Source organism: Pseudomonas sp. B111 (genome assembly GCF_026428275.1).
GTDB lineage: Bacteria > Pseudomonadota > Gammaproteobacteria > Pseudomonadales > Pseudomonadaceae > Pseudomonas > Pseudomonas aeruginosa.
Window position 1 is genome coordinate 141,792 of sequence record NZ_CP097857.1, and the last position, 16,564, is coordinate 158,355.

12 protein-coding genes are annotated in these 16,564 nt (G+C 67.5%); 4 read left to right on the forward strand and 8 right to left on the reverse strand.

Annotated features, from left to right (window positions below):
- Nucleotides 1-204 precede the first annotated feature (204 nt).
- A complete protein-coding gene (locus M6E97_RS00660; RefSeq protein WP_033937713.1) occupies nucleotides 205-2,082 on the forward strand; it encodes a sigma-54-dependent Fis family transcriptional regulator in 1,878 nt (625 codons plus the stop codon).
- Nucleotides 2,083-2,286: 204 nt separating this feature from the next.
- Nucleotides 2,287-2,898, forward strand: coding sequence for a LysE family translocator (locus tag M6E97_RS00665; protein ID WP_033937714.1), 612 nt, complete (start codon nucleotides 2,287-2,289; stop codon nucleotides 2,896-2,898).
- Here M6E97_RS00665 and M6E97_RS00670 read toward each other — a convergent pair.
- From M6E97_RS00670 to M6E97_RS00700, 7 genes are all read right to left on the reverse strand, one after another.
- Nucleotides 2,885-3,775 (reverse strand): LysR family transcriptional regulator, encoded by an 891-nt coding sequence (locus M6E97_RS00670; RefSeq protein ID WP_003093500.1) that lies wholly within the window; start codon nucleotides 3,773-3,775, stop codon nucleotides 2,885-2,887. The two genes, M6E97_RS00665 and M6E97_RS00670, sit on opposite strands and share 14 nt — an antisense overlap.
- A 95-nt stretch (nucleotides 3,776-3,870) precedes the next feature.
- Nucleotides 3,871-5,286 carry a TolC family protein gene (locus M6E97_RS00675; protein WP_003118187.1) on the reverse strand — a complete coding sequence of 472 codons (1,416 nt, stop codon included), beginning with the start codon at nucleotides 5,284-5,286 and terminating at the stop codon, nucleotides 3,871-3,873.
- Complete coding sequence (locus M6E97_RS00680; protein WP_003093498.1) at nucleotides 5,286-7,445, reverse strand: peptidase domain-containing ABC transporter; 2,160 nt, start codon at nucleotides 7,443-7,445, stop codon at nucleotides 5,286-5,288. The genes M6E97_RS00675 and M6E97_RS00680 overlap by 1 nt, the downstream gene beginning before the upstream one ends.
- A 9-nt stretch (nucleotides 7,446-7,454) precedes the next feature.
- Nucleotides 7,455-8,711 carry an HlyD family secretion protein gene (locus M6E97_RS00685; protein WP_003093492.1) on the reverse strand — a complete coding sequence of 419 codons (1,257 nt, stop codon included), beginning with the start codon at nucleotides 8,709-8,711 and terminating at the stop codon, nucleotides 7,455-7,457.
- A gap of 96 nt (nucleotides 8,712-8,807) precedes the next feature.
- On the reverse strand, nucleotides 8,808-9,107 hold the full coding sequence (locus M6E97_RS00690; protein WP_003111247.1) for a hypothetical protein: 300 nt from the start codon (nucleotides 9,105-9,107) through the stop codon (nucleotides 8,808-8,810).
- A gap of 308 nt (nucleotides 9,108-9,415) precedes the next feature.
- A complete protein-coding gene (locus tag M6E97_RS00695) occupies nucleotides 9,416-11,209 on the reverse strand; it encodes a cholesterol oxidase substrate-binding domain-containing protein (RefSeq protein WP_023125260.1) in 1,794 nt (597 codons plus the stop codon).
- 131 nt (nucleotides 11,210-11,340) lie between these two features.
- Entirely contained in the window at nucleotides 11,341-11,640 is a 300-nt protein-coding gene (locus tag M6E97_RS00700; protein WP_003093477.1) for a hypothetical protein, read from the reverse strand.
- 758 nt (nucleotides 11,641-12,398) lie between these two features.
- On the opposite strand from M6E97_RS00700, the gene tyrS reads away from it, so the two are divergent.
- Nucleotides 12,399-13,637: a tyrosine--tRNA ligase gene (tyrS, locus tag M6E97_RS00705; protein ID WP_009313322.1), complete on the forward strand. Its 1,239-nt coding sequence runs from the start codon at nucleotides 12,399-12,401 to the stop codon at nucleotides 13,635-13,637.
- Nucleotides 13,638-13,665: 28 nt separating this feature from the next.
- Here the strand turns inward: tyrS and M6E97_RS00710 are convergent, their stop codons facing one another.
- Nucleotides 13,666-14,922, reverse strand: a complete 1,257-nt coding sequence (locus tag M6E97_RS00710) for an OprD family porin (protein ID WP_003093475.1) — start codon at nucleotides 14,920-14,922, stop codon at nucleotides 13,666-13,668.
- Nucleotides 14,923-15,286: 364 nt separating this feature from the next.
- On the opposite strand from M6E97_RS00710, the gene M6E97_RS00715 reads away from it, so the two are divergent.
- Nucleotides 15,287-16,495, forward strand: a complete 1,209-nt coding sequence (locus tag M6E97_RS00715) for a Bcr/CflA family multidrug efflux MFS transporter (protein WP_003093473.1) — start codon at nucleotides 15,287-15,289, stop codon at nucleotides 16,493-16,495.
- Nucleotides 16,496-16,564: the final 69 nt, after the last annotated feature.

Below are 16,564 nucleotides of genomic sequence, written 5' to 3' on the forward strand. Positions count from 1 at the left end.
GTCGTAGAGCGCCGGCATGGGAAGGCCGGCGACCGCCGGGGCGACGTCCGGCGAGACAACCCATGTCATCGCGCACGGGTTCCCGGCGAGACGCTGAGACGCTCCGTCTCAGTCGTCGGCTGTGGCGGCCCGGCGCTTGTCGAGGGTCGCCGATGGGCGCTTAATGGGCGGCACAACAACAAGATGCCGAGCAACGGAGGCCCCATGCTTTCCGCACACTCGAAGGACCATGTGGACTGTGTCAGCCGTGTCCTGAGGAACGCCGCGCGCCTGCCGCAGGCGCCGGTGCCGACGCCGATCCTCGACTCCTGGCGCCGCTCCATGGAGCAGCACCGTCTCGACCCGGGGTCCCTGCAAGGGCCGCGGATTCTCTCGCAGACCCTCCTCGACGAATGTCGCGAGCGTTCCGAACTGTTCCTGCGCATCGCCAGCGAAGAGGTGGCGCGACTGCATGGACGGGTGCGCGATGCCGACTACTGCGTACTGCTCACCGATGCCCAGGGGCGGACCATCGACTACCGTGTCGAGTCGACCATCCGCAACGACTGCCGCAAGGCCGGGCTGTACCTCGGCACCTGCTGGTCGGAAGGCGAGGAGGGCACCTGCGGGGTGGCCGCCGTACTCACCGACAGGACTGCGGTGACGGTGCACAAGCGCGATCACTTCCGCGCCGCCTTCATCGACCTGACCTGTTCCGCGGCGCCGGTCTTCGATCCGCAGGGCGAGTTGCTCGGTGTGCTCGACGTTTCCGCCGTGCAATCGCCGGACGACCGCCGTAGCCAGCATCTGATCCGGCAGATGGTGGCGCAGAGCGCGCGGGAGATCGAGAACGCCTTCTTCATGCACAGCGCCCAGGGCCATTGGGTGCTGCGCGCGCACCGTGCGCCGGGCTACGTCGACAGCCAGCCGGACTACCTGTTCGCCTGGGACGCCGATGGGCGCCTGCTGGCGTTGAACCCGGCGGCGCGGCACTACCTGCGGCAGCGCCTGGGGCAGGTGCCGAGCCACATCGGCGAGGTGTTCGACCTCGACGCCCTGCACGCCGCCACCGACCAGGCGCCGTGCCTGCTGCGCGGCCAGGCCGGCGAACTGCACGTGCGTCTCAGCGCGCCGCGGGCCAAGGCGCGGCGGCTGGAGCGCGAGGTGCCCGACGACGCTGCGCTCGACCCGCGCATCGCCGAAAGCCTGCGCCTGGCGGTGCGGGTCAAGGACCGCAACCTGCCGGTGCTGATCCAGGGCGAGACCGGCGCCGGCAAGGAGGTTTTCGCCCGCCAGTTGCACCAGGCCAGCGCCCGTCGCGACAAACCCTTCGTCGCGCTCAACTGCGCGGCGATTCCCGAAAGCCTGATCGAGAGCGAGCTGTTCGGCTACGTTGGCGGAGCCTTTACCGGCGCGGCGGCGAAAGGGATGCGCGGCCTGCTGCAGCAGGCCGATGGCGGTACCCTGTTCCTCGACGAGATCGGTGACATGCCGCTGGGCCTGCAGACCCGCCTGCTGCGCGTGCTGGCCGAGGGCGAGGTGGCGCCGCTGGGGGCTGCGCGCCGGCAGGCTGTGGATATCCAGGTGATCTGCGCCACCCACCGCGACCTGGCGGCGCTGGTGGCGGCCGGCGGCTTCCGCGAGGATCTCTACTTCCGCCTCGGCGGCGCCCGCTTCGAACTGCCGCCGCTACGCGAACGCAGCGACCGGCTGGCGCTGATCCGGCGCATCCTCGACGAGGAAACCGCGCACTGCGGCGTACGCATCGAACTCGGCGAGGCAGCCCTGGAATGCCTGCTCGGCTATCGCTGGCCGGGCAATGTCCGCCAGTTGCGGCATGTGTTGCGCTACGCCTGCGCGCTGTGCGGCGGCGCCACCCTGCAACTCGCCGACCTTCCGGCAGAGCTGCGTGGCGAAGGCCGGACACCGGCCAGTGCGTGCGAGAGCGGCGGCGGTCCGGAGCGCGACGCCCTGCTCGACGCCCTCGTGCGGCATCGCTGGAAACCCATGGCCGCGGCGCGGGAACTGGGTATCTCGCGAGCGACCCTGTATCGGCGGGTGCGCCGGCATGGCATCCGCATGCCGGGCCAGGCGGACGACTGAGGTGCGCCGGCGGCCGGCGCAGTCGTCAAGCGCGGAAAATCAAAACCAGCCGTGAGCCTTGCCCCGTTAATGCCGGTGGGCTTTCCCTGTAGCGTTCCGGGCAGCGGCGCAACCCGTTCGGTCGCGCCCCGCCAGGAGCCTACGGAGGAAACCCATGCCCGCCCCGCACCAGCCAGCCCGCAACCCGACCAGGGAGTTCGACCCATGCCGCTAGCCCTGCTGCTCGCCATGGGCGCGTTCTCCCTGAGCCTGTCGATTTCCCCCGGTCCGGTGAACCTGACCATCGTCGCTTCCGGCGCCAACCATGGTTTCCGCCGGACCCTGCCGTTCGTCACCGGCGCCACCCTCGGCTTCGTCCTGCTGCTGGCCTTCGTCGGCTTCTGGTTCGTCCGCGCGATCGAGGCCTACCCGCGCTTCTTCGACTACCTGGGGATGGCCGGCGCGGCGTTCGTCGCTCATGTGGGCTACCGCATCGCCACCGCGGATCCACGCCTGGCCCTGGAGGAAAACGGGGTCCCCGGGTTCTTCCAGGGCGTGCTCCTGCAATGGCTCAATCCCAAGGCCTGGATCGCCTGCGCTTCCGGCGTGGCCTTGTTCGCCAGCCCGAGCACGCACGCGCCGCTGCTGGTCTTCATGGCCATCTACCTGGTGGTCTGCTACCTCTCGCTGGCCGCCTGGGCGCTGCTCGGTGACCGCGTGGCGCTGCTGCTCGACAGCCCCCGGCGGGTGCGCCTGTTCAATCGGGCGATGGGCGGCACCCTGGTGCTGACCGCCGGCTACATGCTCTACCTGCAGCTCGCCGCTAGCCCGGATTGAAGGCCTCGTAGAGGCGATTGATGAGGGTATAGGCGATGCTGCTGGCGGGTACGTTGGGCGGCCACACCGCATACACCTTCAACGGCTCCAGGCGCCATTCCGGCAGCACCGCGCGCAACTCGCCGCGACGGATCGGCTCGTCGCTCAGGTAGGTCGGCGGCGCGGCCAGGCCGACGCCGAGGCGGGCCAGGCGGCAGGAGGCTTCGACGCTGTCGACGCGCACCCGCGGGGTGTAGTCGACGCGTACCTCCTCGTCGTCCCGCGCATGACGGAATAGCCGGCTGTCGGGGCGCATGCCGAGCCCGATCCATTCCAGCCGCTGCAGGTCGCGCGGGTGTTCCAGCGGCGCGTGCCGGGCCAGGAATGCCGGCGCCGCCACTACCTGGCGCGGCAGCAGGAACAGGTGACGGGCCTTCAGCGAGCTGTCCGGCAGGTCGCCGATGCGGAAGGCGATGTCGATGCCGTCGCCGATGATGTCGTGGCGGCTGTCGTCGCAGGCGATGCCGAGGTCGAGGTCGGGATGCTCCTCGATGAAGGCTGCCAGGTGACGGGTGAAGTCGCCGTTGACGAACACCGCGGGCATCGAGATGCGCAGGCTGTTGCGGGTCGAGACGGCGCGCTGGCGGAACTCGATGAAGCCCTTCTCGTAGAGTTCCAGCATGGAGCGGGCGGTGTCCAGCAACTGCGTGCCGTCCTGGGTCAGCGACAGCTTGCGGCTGTTGCGGTAGAGCAGCGCACGGCCCAGGTTCCGTTCCAGCCTGGACAGGTGCAGGCTGGCGGTCGCGGCGCTCAGGCCCAGCGCCTCGGCGCCGCCGGAGACGGAGCCGGTCTCGGCGATCTTGGCGAATACGATCAGGTAGCGGATGTCGTCGATCATGCGGTCTCTCGTCGCGGGGGCTGGGTGCATCCTGCGCGATGGCGGCCAGCCGGACAAGCGCGAGAGGTAGAGGGCAGCGGCGCTTCCCGGGCTTTTCAGCGCAGGCTCCAGAAGCCCAGGCGACCGAGGCTGGCCGCCAGTCGCAGGCGCGAGGTCTGCCAGTTGCCGAGGGCACGGATGTGCTGGTCCTCGGCGCTGGCGTAGGCGGTCAGGGCGTTGAGCAGCTCAATCATGCTGCCGACCCCTGAGCGGTAGCGGCCCTGCACCACCTCCAGGCTTTGCCGCGACTGTTCGACCAGTTCGCGGGTGCGCGCCAGGCTGCGGGTCTCGACGCTGAGCGACTGGTAGTTGTTCCACACCTCCAGCGAAACCTGCTGCTCGGTGTCGGCCAGCTCCGCTTCGCTGGCCTCGCGGCGGGCCAGGGCGTTGCGGACCTGGTAGGTGCGTTCGAAGCCTTCGAACAACGGGATGTTCAGTTGCAGGCCGATGCTGCGGTCGCGTTCGCGGGTATCGCCGTTGAAGGCCATCGCCTGGTCGCTATGGCTGCGTGCCAGGTTGGCGCTCAGCGCCAGGCTCGGCCGGCCGGCGGCGCGGCTTTCCTCCACCGAGGCGGCGGCGGCCTTCAGCCGCGCCTGGGCGGCGAGCAGTGCCGGATGCTCGCGGCGGGCTTCGGCGAGCATCTCGTCGATGGCCTTGACGAAGCCGGTGTCGGGTTGCGCCTCCAGCTCGCCGGAGAGGCGCAGCGGGGTATCCGGCGCCAGGCCCATGCGCAGGGCGATGACGCCGAGGGCGTTGCTCAGGGCGCCTTCGTCGCGGACCTGGGCGAGGCTCGCCTGGGACAGCGCGGTCTGCGCCTGCAGGCGATCGGAAAGGGCGGCGGCGCCGGCCCGGTACTTGGCGTCGGCGGCTTCCAGGTTCTGCGCCGCCAGCTCCGCGACCTGCCGCGAGGCGGCCAGGCTGCGCTGGGCGGCGAGGGCGTCGTAGTAGGCCTGGGCGGCGAGGGCGAAGGTGTTCTGCAGGGTCGCGTCCTGGCTGGCGTTGGCTGCCAGCAGCAACTGCTGGGCGTTGCGCAGGGCGGCGCTGCGGCGGCCGAAGTCGAACAGCACCCAGCTCAATTGGAGGCTGGCGCCGCGCCGGTGGCGATGGCCGTCGCCGGAGAGGTAGGGGGCATCGCGATAATCCATGTCGCTGTAGCCGCGACTGGCGTCGAGACGGCCGTCCAGGCGCGGCAGGTAGGCGGACTTGCCGATCCCGACCTGGGCCGCCTGGGCCTTGGCATTGGCCCAGGCGAGGCGGGTCTGCGGGTCGTGGCAGAGGATCCGCTCGATGGCTTCCTCCAGGCTCAGCTCGGTCGGTGGCGGCCCGCCGCGGCAGGGCAAACCGCTGCCGCCGAGGTCGTAGACCGCCTGGCCGGCGACCTGGCCGGCGGTGCCGAACACGTCCGGCTCGTAGGCGGCGGCGCCGGGAACCAGGCCGAGCAGGCCGCACAACAGGCCGGCGAGGGCACGCATCAGGCCTGCTCCCGCGCCGCGGCGGCCTGGCGTTCGGCCAGGCGCGCGGTGCTTTCGTCGAGGCTTACCTTGCCCTGGCCGAGGACTATCACGCGGTCCGCCGAGGCGATGGTCTCGGGCCGATGGGCGACCATGATGCGGGTGATGCGCAGCGCGCGAATGGCGGCGTTGACCCGCTGTTCGCAGTGTACGTCGAGGTGGCTGGTGGCTTCGTCGAGGAACAGGATGCGCGGCTTCTTGTACAGCGCCCGGGCCAGCATCACCCGCTGCTTCTGGCCGCCGGAGAGCACCGTGCCCATGTCGCCGACCAGGGTGTTGTAGCCCATCGGCATGGCCTGGATGTCATCGTGGATGGCAGCCATCTGCGCGCACTGCAGCAGCCAGGGCATGTCCGGCTGCGGGTCGAAGAAACTGATGTTGTCGCTGAGCGAACCGGCGAACAGCACGTCGTCCTGCAGCACCGTGCCGACCAGTTCGCGCAGGCCGTCCAGGCCCAGTTGCGCAAGGTCCAGGCCGGCCATGCGGATCTGTCCCTCCACTGGCGGGAGGATGCCCAGCAGGACGTTGAGCAGGGTGCTCTTGCCGCAGCCCGAGGGGCCGACGATGGCCACCGACTCGCCGCCGGCGATGCGCAGGTCGAGGCCGTCGAGGACCCAGGGCTCCTGTTCCGCGTAGCGGTAGCGCAGGCCCTGGATCTCGATGCTCGCCTCGCGCTCGCGGAGGTTCTCCGGGAGGATGTCGCCGTGGCTGACCTCCGGGGCCTGGAGGACGATGTCGGCCAGGCGCTCGCCCTGCAACTGGAGCATGCGCAGCTCGAAGAACTTGTCGATCAGGCTGCCGACGCGGCTGTCGAACTGCGACTTGTAGGCGTTGAAGGCCATCAGGATGCCGACGCTGAACTGGCCGTCCATCACCATGGTCGCGCCGAGCCAGATCACCAGCAGGTTCTCCACGCCGAACAGCAGGCCGTTGAGCTGCTGGTAGAACAGTTGCAGCTTCTGCGTACGCAGGCCGGCGTTGATCTGTTCCACCAGCAGGCCGAGCCATACCGAGCGGCGCTCGTCCTGGCGCTGGAACAGCTTCAGCGGGCGGATGCCGCGCACCGTCTCGAGGAAGTGGCTCTGCTGGCGCGCGGCGTGGACGATCTGCTCCTCGGTGGCGTTGCGCAACGGCCGGTACCAGATCCAGCGGCCGAGGGCGTAGAGGCTCATGGCGGCGATGGCGATGGCCGCCAGTGGCGGACTGTAGAGCAGCATCATGCCGAGGGTGGCGACGGTCATCAGGCCGTCCAGCACCGCCGAGAGGAAGGCCGCGGTGAGGGTCTGCTGGATGCTGTTCACCGCGCCGAAGCGCGACACCACGTCGCCCAGGTGGCGCTTCTCGAAATACTGCGCGGGCAGCCGCAGCAGGTGACTGAAGACGTTGGCCTGCCACTGCACGCCGAGCAGGGTGCTCATGTGCATCATCACCCAGGCGCGCACCCCGCTGACCGCCTGCTGCATCAGCAGCAACAGGCCGAAGCCGATGGCCAGGGTGCTGAGCAGGTCACGGTCTTCGCTGACGATGACGTTGTCGATGGTCCATTGCAGGAAGAACGGACTGATCAGCGAGAACACTTCCAGCGCGCCGGCGAGCAGCAGCACCTGGGCCAGCGAGCGGTACAGCCCGGTGACCTTGCCGAGCATGCCCAGCAGCTTGATCCGCGGCGGCGCCTCCTGTTTCTCGAAGCCGCTCTCCGGCCAGAGTTCCAGGGCTACCCCGGTGAAGCTCCGCGAGACTTCCTCCAGGCCCAGCCGGCGCTGGCCGTGGGCGGGGTCGTGGAGCACCGCGCCGCGCCCGTCGACCGCCTTGAGCACGACGAAGTGGTTGAAGTTCCAGTGCAGCACGCAGGGCAGCTTGAGCTTGCCGAGGTCGCCGAGGTCGAGCTTCACCGCGCGGGTGCCCAGGCCGAGGCGGTGGGCGGTCTGGATCAGTTGCTTGAGGGAGATGCCCTTGAGCGACACGGAGAAGCGCCGGCGCAGTTCCATCAGGCCGGTATGGTGGCCGTGGTAGCCGGCGATCATCGCCAGGCAGGCCAGGCCGCATTCGGTGGCTTCGGTCTGCAGCACCAGCGGCAGGCGGCGGCCCAGGCGCAGGGCGAGAGCGTCGAGAAAGGCCATGGGTCGTTCCTAGAGTTTGCCGGTCAGGCTGTAGAGCGGTTCCAGCACCCATTCGTAGAGGCGCCGGGTGTCCTGGAGGATGTCGGCGTCCAGCAGCATGCCGCTCTGCAGCGGACGCGGCTGGCCGTAGGCGGTCACCGCCTGGTCGTCGAGGGTTACCCGCAGCCGGTACAGCTGCTCGCCATCCTGGCCGAGCCCCGGTACGCCGCCGACCATGCTGGAAAGCTCGGCATAGGAGACGCTGGCGCGGGAGATCGACTGCACCTTGCCGTGGTACTGGCCGAACTTCTGGTACGGATAGGCCTGGTAGCGGATCAGCACCGCGTCGCCCGGCCGGATGAAACCGATGGACTTGCTCGGCGCGTAGAGTTCGGCCTGCAACGGGGTGTCGGCGGGAACGATGCTCAGCAGCGGACGCGAGCTGTCGACGGTCTGCCCGGCTTCGGCGAGCACGGCGGTGGCGATGCCGCTCTCCGGCGCGGTGACCAGCAAGGTGCGCTTGGCTTCGCTTTCGGCCAGGTCCTGCTCCACCGCGCTGAGCTGGCGGCGGGTTTCCGCGAGCTGGTTGGCCTGGCGCGCGGAAAGCCCGGCGAGTTCGTTGCGGCGCTCGGTCAACTGCTGCCGCAGCGACGTGCGTTCGCGCTCCAGGCCTTGCAGGGTCTGGCGCTGGCCGAGGAGTTCGGCCTGGCGCTGCTGCAACTGGTCCATGGAGATGTAGCCCTTGTCCATCAGCCCCTGGTAGCGCGCGGCGGCGTCGCTGGCCAGCGCCAGCAGGCGTTGCTGGCTGTCGGTCTGGGCGGCGAGGGTGGTCAGTTCGCGCTGCAGGCTGGCGACCTTGCTGGTCAGGCTGTCGCGCTCGTCGTCTTGCAGGCGGCGAAGCTTTTCCAGTTCGTCGCGCAGGGAGTCGCGGCGTTGTTCCAGGCGCCTGCTGATGCCGGCCTGCACCGGCCCGGCATCGCTGCCGTAGCGTTCGCTGGAAAGCACCATCAGGCGCTCGCCGCGTCGTACCGCCTGGCCTTCCTGGACGAACTTGCGCAGCACGATGCCGGCCTGCGGCGCGTGCACCTTGACCTGGCCGCTGGCGGGCACCAATTGGCCGCTGACGGTGCTGCGCTTGGTGTAGCTGCCGAACAGGAAGAAGCCCACCACCAGCAGCGCCATCGCCGCGGCCAGCAGGGTGAGAAAAGTGAAGGAGACCGGGCGGATCAGCACGATCTCGCCCAGGCCGCCGGCATGCTGGGCGTCGAGGGCTTCCTGGCGAAACATGGTGGCTGGATCCTGGATTCGAATAATACTTGCATGACACTCCGACACCCTTGCGAAAGTTCAAACGCATGAAGTGCCGGAGTGCGACTTTTCTAATTAGATGGTGGTGCGGCCTACATCACCGGGACCGAAGTTTTCCCGGTATTGGCCCAAGTAACCGACAGCCGTCTCTGCATTGGTGAAGAGACCGACCGTGCCCCCGGCAATAGCGCCCATCGCGGTTGGCACGACCAGGCCGACCAACTGGGAAAGTGCGCCGAAGCCGAAGCCGCCGGCACCGCCCCATTTCCCACCGATTGCCATGCCCGTCGCGGCGCCGTCGACGGCGCCTACGATCATGCCGGAAAGAGTTCCACCCGAAACGCAGGTGACTTCAATGTCATTGAGTTCTTTCATTTCATATATCTCCTTTAGGCTTCCCATGAGTCTGGAAAGCCATTCGATGGTACTAATCCGAAAGAGTGGAATGAACTGCCAGGATTAGCGGTTTTTCATGGGCTCGATAATTCGTTTGACAATGAGTTTCAATGTTCGGCGGATGAAGGTTTGCCACTCCGGGTAAACTTTGCGAATGATTAAGGCCGGTTCGTGCGACACCTCGATAAGACCTGTTGAACAAGTCAACGCCGTATCGAGGGCTCATTCATATCGGCTCCGGCGAACCGCTCTTCGTCCGAGTCAGTACGGCCTCGCATAGCGGCATTTCATGGCATCAGCCGGTCGAGCAGCGGCGAGCTGAACAGCCGATGCGGATCGGCTTCGTTCAACTGGCGCGCCGCGGCGTCCCAATCGTTGTCTGCGACCAGGCCTTGGCGTAGCGACTGCGCCACCAACTGGTCGACCACCGTCGGCTCGGCCCAGGCGGCGGTGGGGCTGTAGCCCCAGCCCTTGCTCCACTCCACCCGCAGCGAGGCGTAGTCGCCGCTGAAGTGGTCGAACAGCCAGGCCTCGAACTCGTGGTAGAAGGCGTTGGCCTGCGGAGTGCCGGGCAGGCTGAGGATGTCCAGCCAGATCGCCGTGTCCCACTCCGGCTGGTCGGGGCGCGGACGGATCGCCGACAGGCTGGGCACCTGGGCGCCGGGAACGATCGACTCGCCGGGCTGGTCGAGCCCGCTGACGCGAATCTCCACCGGGCCGTTCATGGGGTAGTGGCCGTTGGCGCGGTAGGCGGCGACCATCGTCTGGTACTGCAGGTAGAACTCGTTGATCACCCGCTGCACGTCGCGACGCCGGGTCAGCACCGCGTAGCCGTTGGCGGTGACGCGCAGGGTGCTGGGCTTGATGTACAGCAGCAGGTCCTTGCTCCAGCCCCAAAGGTCGTAGCCCAGGGTCAGCGCCATGCCGCCCACTACCAGGTCGTACTGCAGCTTGCCGAGCAGCGGGGTGAGTTCCGGGTGGCCGGTATTGATCGCCGCCAGCAGGTCGGACAGCGCCTTGGGAATGTTGTCGGAGAAGGGGTAGTTGAACGGGCCGTTGACCGCGCGGGCACCGAACGGGCAGCGCGGGGTCGGCGTCCAGACCTTCAGCCAGGGCTTGTCGGTGAAGGGGAACCAGATGGCCTCGGCGCGTCCGCTCTTTTGCAGGAAGCTGTCGAAGGTCCTTCCGCCGCTGCCGGCCGCGGCGAACATCTCGCTCGCCGGGATGTTCACGTAGCTCTGGCAGCGCATGCGCTTGTTGACCCCGGCCTGGAGGGTCGCCTCGACGATGAAGGCGCGTCCGAGGTGGACGAGGAACGGCGCGCAGGCCGGATCGTCGCGGCGGAAGGTCTTCAGCACGTATTGTCCGGCGGCGCCGTCCCAGACCACCGCGGTCAACGCCACGATGCTGTTGCTCAGGGAGCCGTAGCTCTGCCCCGGCAGGCGGCTTTCGCCCTGCGCCGGGATGCCGGTGCCGTGGCCGTCGATGGCGAGCACACCGCCGAGGGTCAGGTCGCCCGGCGCCGGCGTGGCGACGAAGCCGAGCTTGACCCGCTCCAGTTGTTTCAACAGGGCTTCCATGGTGACGCCGGTCTGCGCGCTGAACAGGCCGAACTCGCCCTGGGCGTCGATCCGTACGCGGGTCAGGTAACGGCTGGTTTCCACCAGCACGATGCGGCTCTCGCAGTTCTCGCCGCCTTTCAGCAGCAGCGGGGACCAGTTGTGGCCCATGCCGCGCGGGCGCACCTTGAAGCCGTTCTGCCAGGCCCAGTTGACCACCGCGAGAACCTCTTCGTTGGTGCGCGGGGCGCAACTCCAGAGGTCGTCGGCGGCGATTTCCCCCGACCAGTTGCGGAACGCCCGCCGATAAAGTTCGAGACCGGCCGGAAAGCCTGCCGGCGCCGGACAGCTGCTGGCGGCGGCTTCGGCGGGCTGGATGACGAAGGCCGGGGTCCAGCCGGCCACCAGGCCGACCGCGCCGAGCGTGGCACTCTTGCCGAGGAAGCTGCGGCGCGACAGGCCGCCGGACTCCTGGTCGGGATCGTCGACGAAGGCGTCGGCTTGCTGGATGGGGTCGTGCATGGCGGTTCTCCTGATCGGGGCGCTGGTCGCCCCTTCCCGGTTGCCGGGTCCTTGGTCGCCGCCGGGGGCGCCCAGGCCTCCGGCGACGGGGGAGGCCCGCTCCGCGACGGGAGCGGGCCGAGGTCCTGGGATCAGGTCCACTCGGTGTCGTAGTGGTAATCGATACGGCTGGTATCGCCGCCGAGCAGGCCGCCGACCGCGGCGACGCCCTTGAACACGCCGTAGCCGAGGGTGTCGGCCAGTTGATGGATGGGGGTCAGGCCGACGGCGTTGAACACCTTGCCGACCGAAGAGATGACCGACGTGTTGAGCAGGTCGTTGGACACCTTGACCACATCGACGATGGCATCGCCGACGAAGCTGAAGAGTCCGGCGCCCGATACCTGGTCGATTTCATCGAAGCTCAGTTCCTGAAGTGTGGCGAGTTGCATGGCGCTATTCCTTCATCAATCAAGTTTTGAGCGATAGCCGGCCCTCTCGCATAAACATCGGTTTGCGAAGGTAGAGTGACTATCGGTTGCCAGCCGCTCTGGAAAAGTACTTTGCCGGCTGGTCGCTGAAAATTACTGATCTGCCGGCGAGAGTGTCAATCTGGGAAGTTGATAGGGTGAACTTGGAATATCCATGTTAGGCAAATGACGCCGATATTTTGTCAGTGGAATTGGTCGATGTTTTTTCGAATGCCGCGATAAGCATCTGGATATTGCTGATCCATTGATATTCGTGGGTGCTGGGAAGCGGTTCGCTATTTTTACGAGATGATGCGTCAATCCAGAAAAGTATCGAATTATTGCTTTCGGAAAAAATTCAACTGCCTTGCTGATAGGTTTCTTCCGGTCGAGTTATTGAAGTACACGTCCGGTCGGGCGTTGTTTTTCAAAGTAGAGAAACCGGCGTCATAAATTTGTGCGGATAACTGGCGGGCAAACTTTCCCAGGCTGCGCTTCTGTTGCGAGGAAGTGCCTCGGTTCGTGTCGAGGCGCTTTCCAGCCTTGACAGCCCGGCACAGGCGCGTAGAGTGCCGCGCATGAATCGTGCAGCCCTGACCTTCAAGCGCTATTACGCCTATCTGCTCCCTCATTGAGGCGGTAGATGCGTCGCTGCATTCCCGAACCGCCCGAGGCGGCGGTCCGGTGAACTCCCTCCCAACCTGTCTCCTCGGGCATCCACCGTGCCAAAGGAGATACCCGTGTCCGTCCCGACCCATCAGCAAGACCTGATCGCCCTGCTCGAAGAGCGTGGCTTCGTCCACCAGTGCACCGACCGCGACGGCCTCGCCGCGCACCTGGCCGCCGGTCCGGCAACCGCCTACCTGGGCTTTGACGCCACCGCCGACAGCCTGCACGTCGGGCACCTGCAGGGCCTGATGCTGATGCGCTGGCTACAAAAGGCCGGGCACCGTCCGTTGCTGCTGATCGGTGGCGCGACCACCCGGATCGGCGATCCGAGCTTCCGCGATTCGAGCCGGCCGATCCTCACCGAGACGCAGATCCAGGCCAACATCGACGGCATCGCCCGGGTCTTCTCGCGCTACGTCGAACTGCACGACGACAGCCTGGTGAACAACGCCGAATGGCTGGACGGCGTCGGCTACCTGGAGTTCCTCGACCGGGTCGGCCGGCACTTCTCGATCAACCGCTTGCTGACCTTCGACGCCATCAGGCAGCGCCTGGACCGCGAGCATTCGCTGTCGTTCCTCGAGTTCGGCTACACCCTGCTGCAGGCCTACGACTTCGTCGAACTGTCGCGCCGGCGCGGCTGCACCCTGCAACTCGGCGGCGCCGACCAGTGGGCGAACATCATCAACGGCGTGGAGCTGTCGCGACGCCAGGGCGGCGCCCAACTGTTCGGCCTGACCATGCCGCTGCTGGCCACCAGCGACGGGCGCAAGATGGGCAAGTCGGCGCAGGGTGCGGTATGGCTCAACGCCGAGCGCCTGGCGCCGTTCGACTTCTGGCAGTTCTGGCGCAACTGCGACGATCGCGACGTCGGTCGCTTCCTCGCCCTGTTCAGCGAACTGCCGATGGATGAGGTGCGCCGCCTGGGCGCCTTGCAGGGCGCCGAGCTGAACGAAGCGAAGGTGGTCCTGGCCAATGCCGCCACCGCCCTGGCGCACGGCGAGCACGCCGCGCGATCCGCCGCCGATGCCGCGCGCGGGGTGTTCGCCGACGGTACGCGGGATAGCGGCCTGCCGGTGATGAAGCTATCCCGCGCGCGCCTGGCGCAGGGACTGTCGCTGACCGACCTGCTGCTGGAACACGCGATCCAGCCCTCCCGCAGCGCGGTCCGCCGCCTCGCCGCCGGCGGCGGCCTGCGCCTGGACGGCACGCCGGTCAGCGATCCGGACGCGCCGCTGGCGGGCGAGGTCGACGGGCTGCGCCTGAGCCTGGGCAAGAAGCAGCATTTGCAACTGCGACTCGAGGATTGAGGTGCCTGCGGCCCCAAGGGGCCGCGCTTCACCAGAGCTTCAGCGTGTAATTGACGATGAAGCGGTTCTCGTCCAGGTCCGCACCGTAGCGGCTGCGGTAGGTGATGTTGCGCCATTTCAAGGCGACGCTCTTCAGCGGTCCGCTCTGGATCACGTAGGACAGGTCGGTGTTGCGCTCCCATTCGCTGTCGTCGGCGCGGCCGGCGCCGCGGTCGATGTCGCGGCCCTGTACATAGCGGGTCATGAGGTTCAGGCCGGGCAGGCCGAGGCCGGCGAAGTCGTAGTCGTAGCGCAGTTGCCAGGATTTCTCCTGCGGTCGGGTGAAGGTCTGGTAGGCCATGAGGTTGGCCACGTAGGGCGTGGTGTAGCCGTTGAGCACCGGAAAGGCGTCGTTGCCGATCATCTTCTGGACACCGATGCCGAAGGCGTGGGCGCCGGCGCGCAGGGTGAGCATGGCGTTGAGGTTGCGATTGTCCACCGGCCCGGAGATCGCCGCGCCGTCTTCGCCGCTGTCGAAGTAGCGTAGGTCGCTGCGCAGCGACAGCCCTTCGCCCAGCGGCAGGGTGTGCAGCAGGCCGAGATAGTGCTGCTGGTAGATGTCCTTGAGCTGGCCGTAGTAATAGCTGGCGCTGAGCCGAGGGGTGAAGGCGTAGGTCGCGCCGGCGAGATTGAACTCGTCGCTGGCGTGGGCCTTGTCGCGGCCCATGATGTACATGTCGTCGCTGCCGGCCGACTCGCGGGTGCGCGACTTCCACAATTGCCCCGCGGTGAGGGTGAGACCCTCGATCTCGCTGGAGGTCAGCAGCGCGCCGTCGAAGGTCTGCGGCAACAGGCGCACGTCGTCGCGGAACGCCACCGGCAGTTGCGGCATGAGGATGCCGACCTGTAGCTGGGTCTGCGAATAGCGCAGCTTGGCGGTCAGGCCGAGGTGACTGTAGTCGTCCACCGGCTCCTTCGAATTCGCTCCGAACGGCAGCGTGCCATCGTTGCTACGCCCGCGTCCCGAGTCGAGCTTGACGCCGAGCAGCCCGGTAGCATCCAGGCCGAAGCCGAGCGGGCCGTCGGTGAAACCGGATTGCAGGCGCAGGACGAAGCCCTGCGACCAGTTGCCGGCCTGCGATTGGGGCGCATCGTGCTGGCGGTAGTCGCGCAACTGGTAGAAGTTGCGGAGGTCGAGGTGGGCGCTGCTGTCCGCGAGGAATTCCGCTTGCGCGGCGAGGGGCAGGAGGCCGAGGCCAAGCGCATAGCTGCGCCAGGCGCACGGGCGGGGGCATGCCGTGATCATCGATTCTTCCCTTGGTTGTTGTTCTTGTAGGTATGGGTGACGCCGATTGCACGGTGAGTTTTAGCATATTGTTAACTTGTTAATGAAGTGTTGGCGATCCTCCTGGAAGCTTCGCTAGCTTCTGTCCCTTTCCATGCTTGCCGATCATGGAGGGTACGGCGCTGGAGAGCGAAACCGACCTGGAATCTTTCGCCTTCTGCGCATTTTGTTAATCTGTTAACGTTGTCGGCCCGCGAAAGGAGCCAGGCCCGCGCGCTGCCAGGGTGAACGAGGTCGCGTCGTGGGGATTTCCCGGACGGCGAACTTGCATCCGCGTGCACGGCGGTGTCGTCTGGACCGAAAGGCGAAGAAGAGGAGGGCGAACGTGCCTGCGAGTGCATCGAGGATTCAGCTCGGAAGCGGCGAACGACGCCTGTTGCTGCTGTTGTCGGCGCTGGTGGCGTTCGGCCCGCTGTCGATCGACATGTATTTGCCGAGCCTGCCGGCGATCGCCGCCGATCTCGGCGCCAGCGATGCCCAGGTGCAGCGGAGCATCAGCGGCTTCCTGGTCGGCTTCTGCGTCGGCATGCTGTTCTACGGCCCCTTGTCCGACCGTTTCGGCCGGCGCCCGGTGCTGCTGGCCGGTATCGCCTTGTACCTGTTCAGCAGCCTGGCCTGCGCGCTGGCCGACAGCGCGGGGCAACTGGTCCTGCTGAGGGTGCTCCAGGCCCTCGGCGGCGGCGCCGCGTCGGTGCTGGCGCGGGCCATGGTGCGCGACCTCTATCCGTTGGGCGAGGCCGCCCGGATGCTGGCATTGATGCACATGGTGACCATGCTGGCACCGCTGGCCGCGCCGCTGCTCGGCGGCTACCTGATGCTCTGGGCCGGCTGGCGCGCGTTGTTCGTGGTCCTGGCGCTGTTCGCCGGGCTCTGCCTGCTGGCGGTCTGGCGGGTCGCCGAAAGCCACCCGCCGGAGCGCCGCGGCGGCAGCCTGGCCCAGGCCTTTCTCGCCTATGGGCGGCTGCTCGGCGACCGTCGCGCGCTGGGCTACGTGCTGTGCATGGGGCTGGCGTTCGCCGGGATGTTCGCCTACATCAGCGCCGCGCCCTTCGTGTTCATCGAGCATTTCGGCGTGCGCGCGGAGCGCTTCGGCTGGTTCTTCGGCCTGAACATCCTCGGCGTGATGCTCGCCACCTGGTGCAGCGCGCGCCTGGTGCGCCGCCACGGTCCGCGGCCGCTGCTGCGGGCCGGCAGCCTGCTGGCCTGCGTGTCCGGGCTGTTCCTCCTCGGCTATGCGGCGCTCGGCGAGCGGGGCGGGTTGTGGGCGCTGGTGCCCGGGTTGCTGTGCTTCGTCAGCGTCACCGGCCTGCTCGGCGCCAACTGCATCGCCAGCCTGCTGGCGTTGTATCCCGGACAGGCCGGGGCGGCTTCGGCGGTGGCGGTGTCCGGGCAGTTCGGCCTCGGCTGCCTGGCCAGCCTGGCGGTCGGCTGGCTGGCGCTGCCCGGCGTGCTGCCGATGGCGCTGGTGATGGCCGTCTGCGGCGTCGGCAGCCTGCTCGCACTGGGCTTGGCCCTGCACGGCGGAAACCGTTGATTTCCTTCTGCATACCCGCATGCAGCCTGTGTTTTTTCCGCTACTCTTCTGCACTTTCGAAACCAGTCA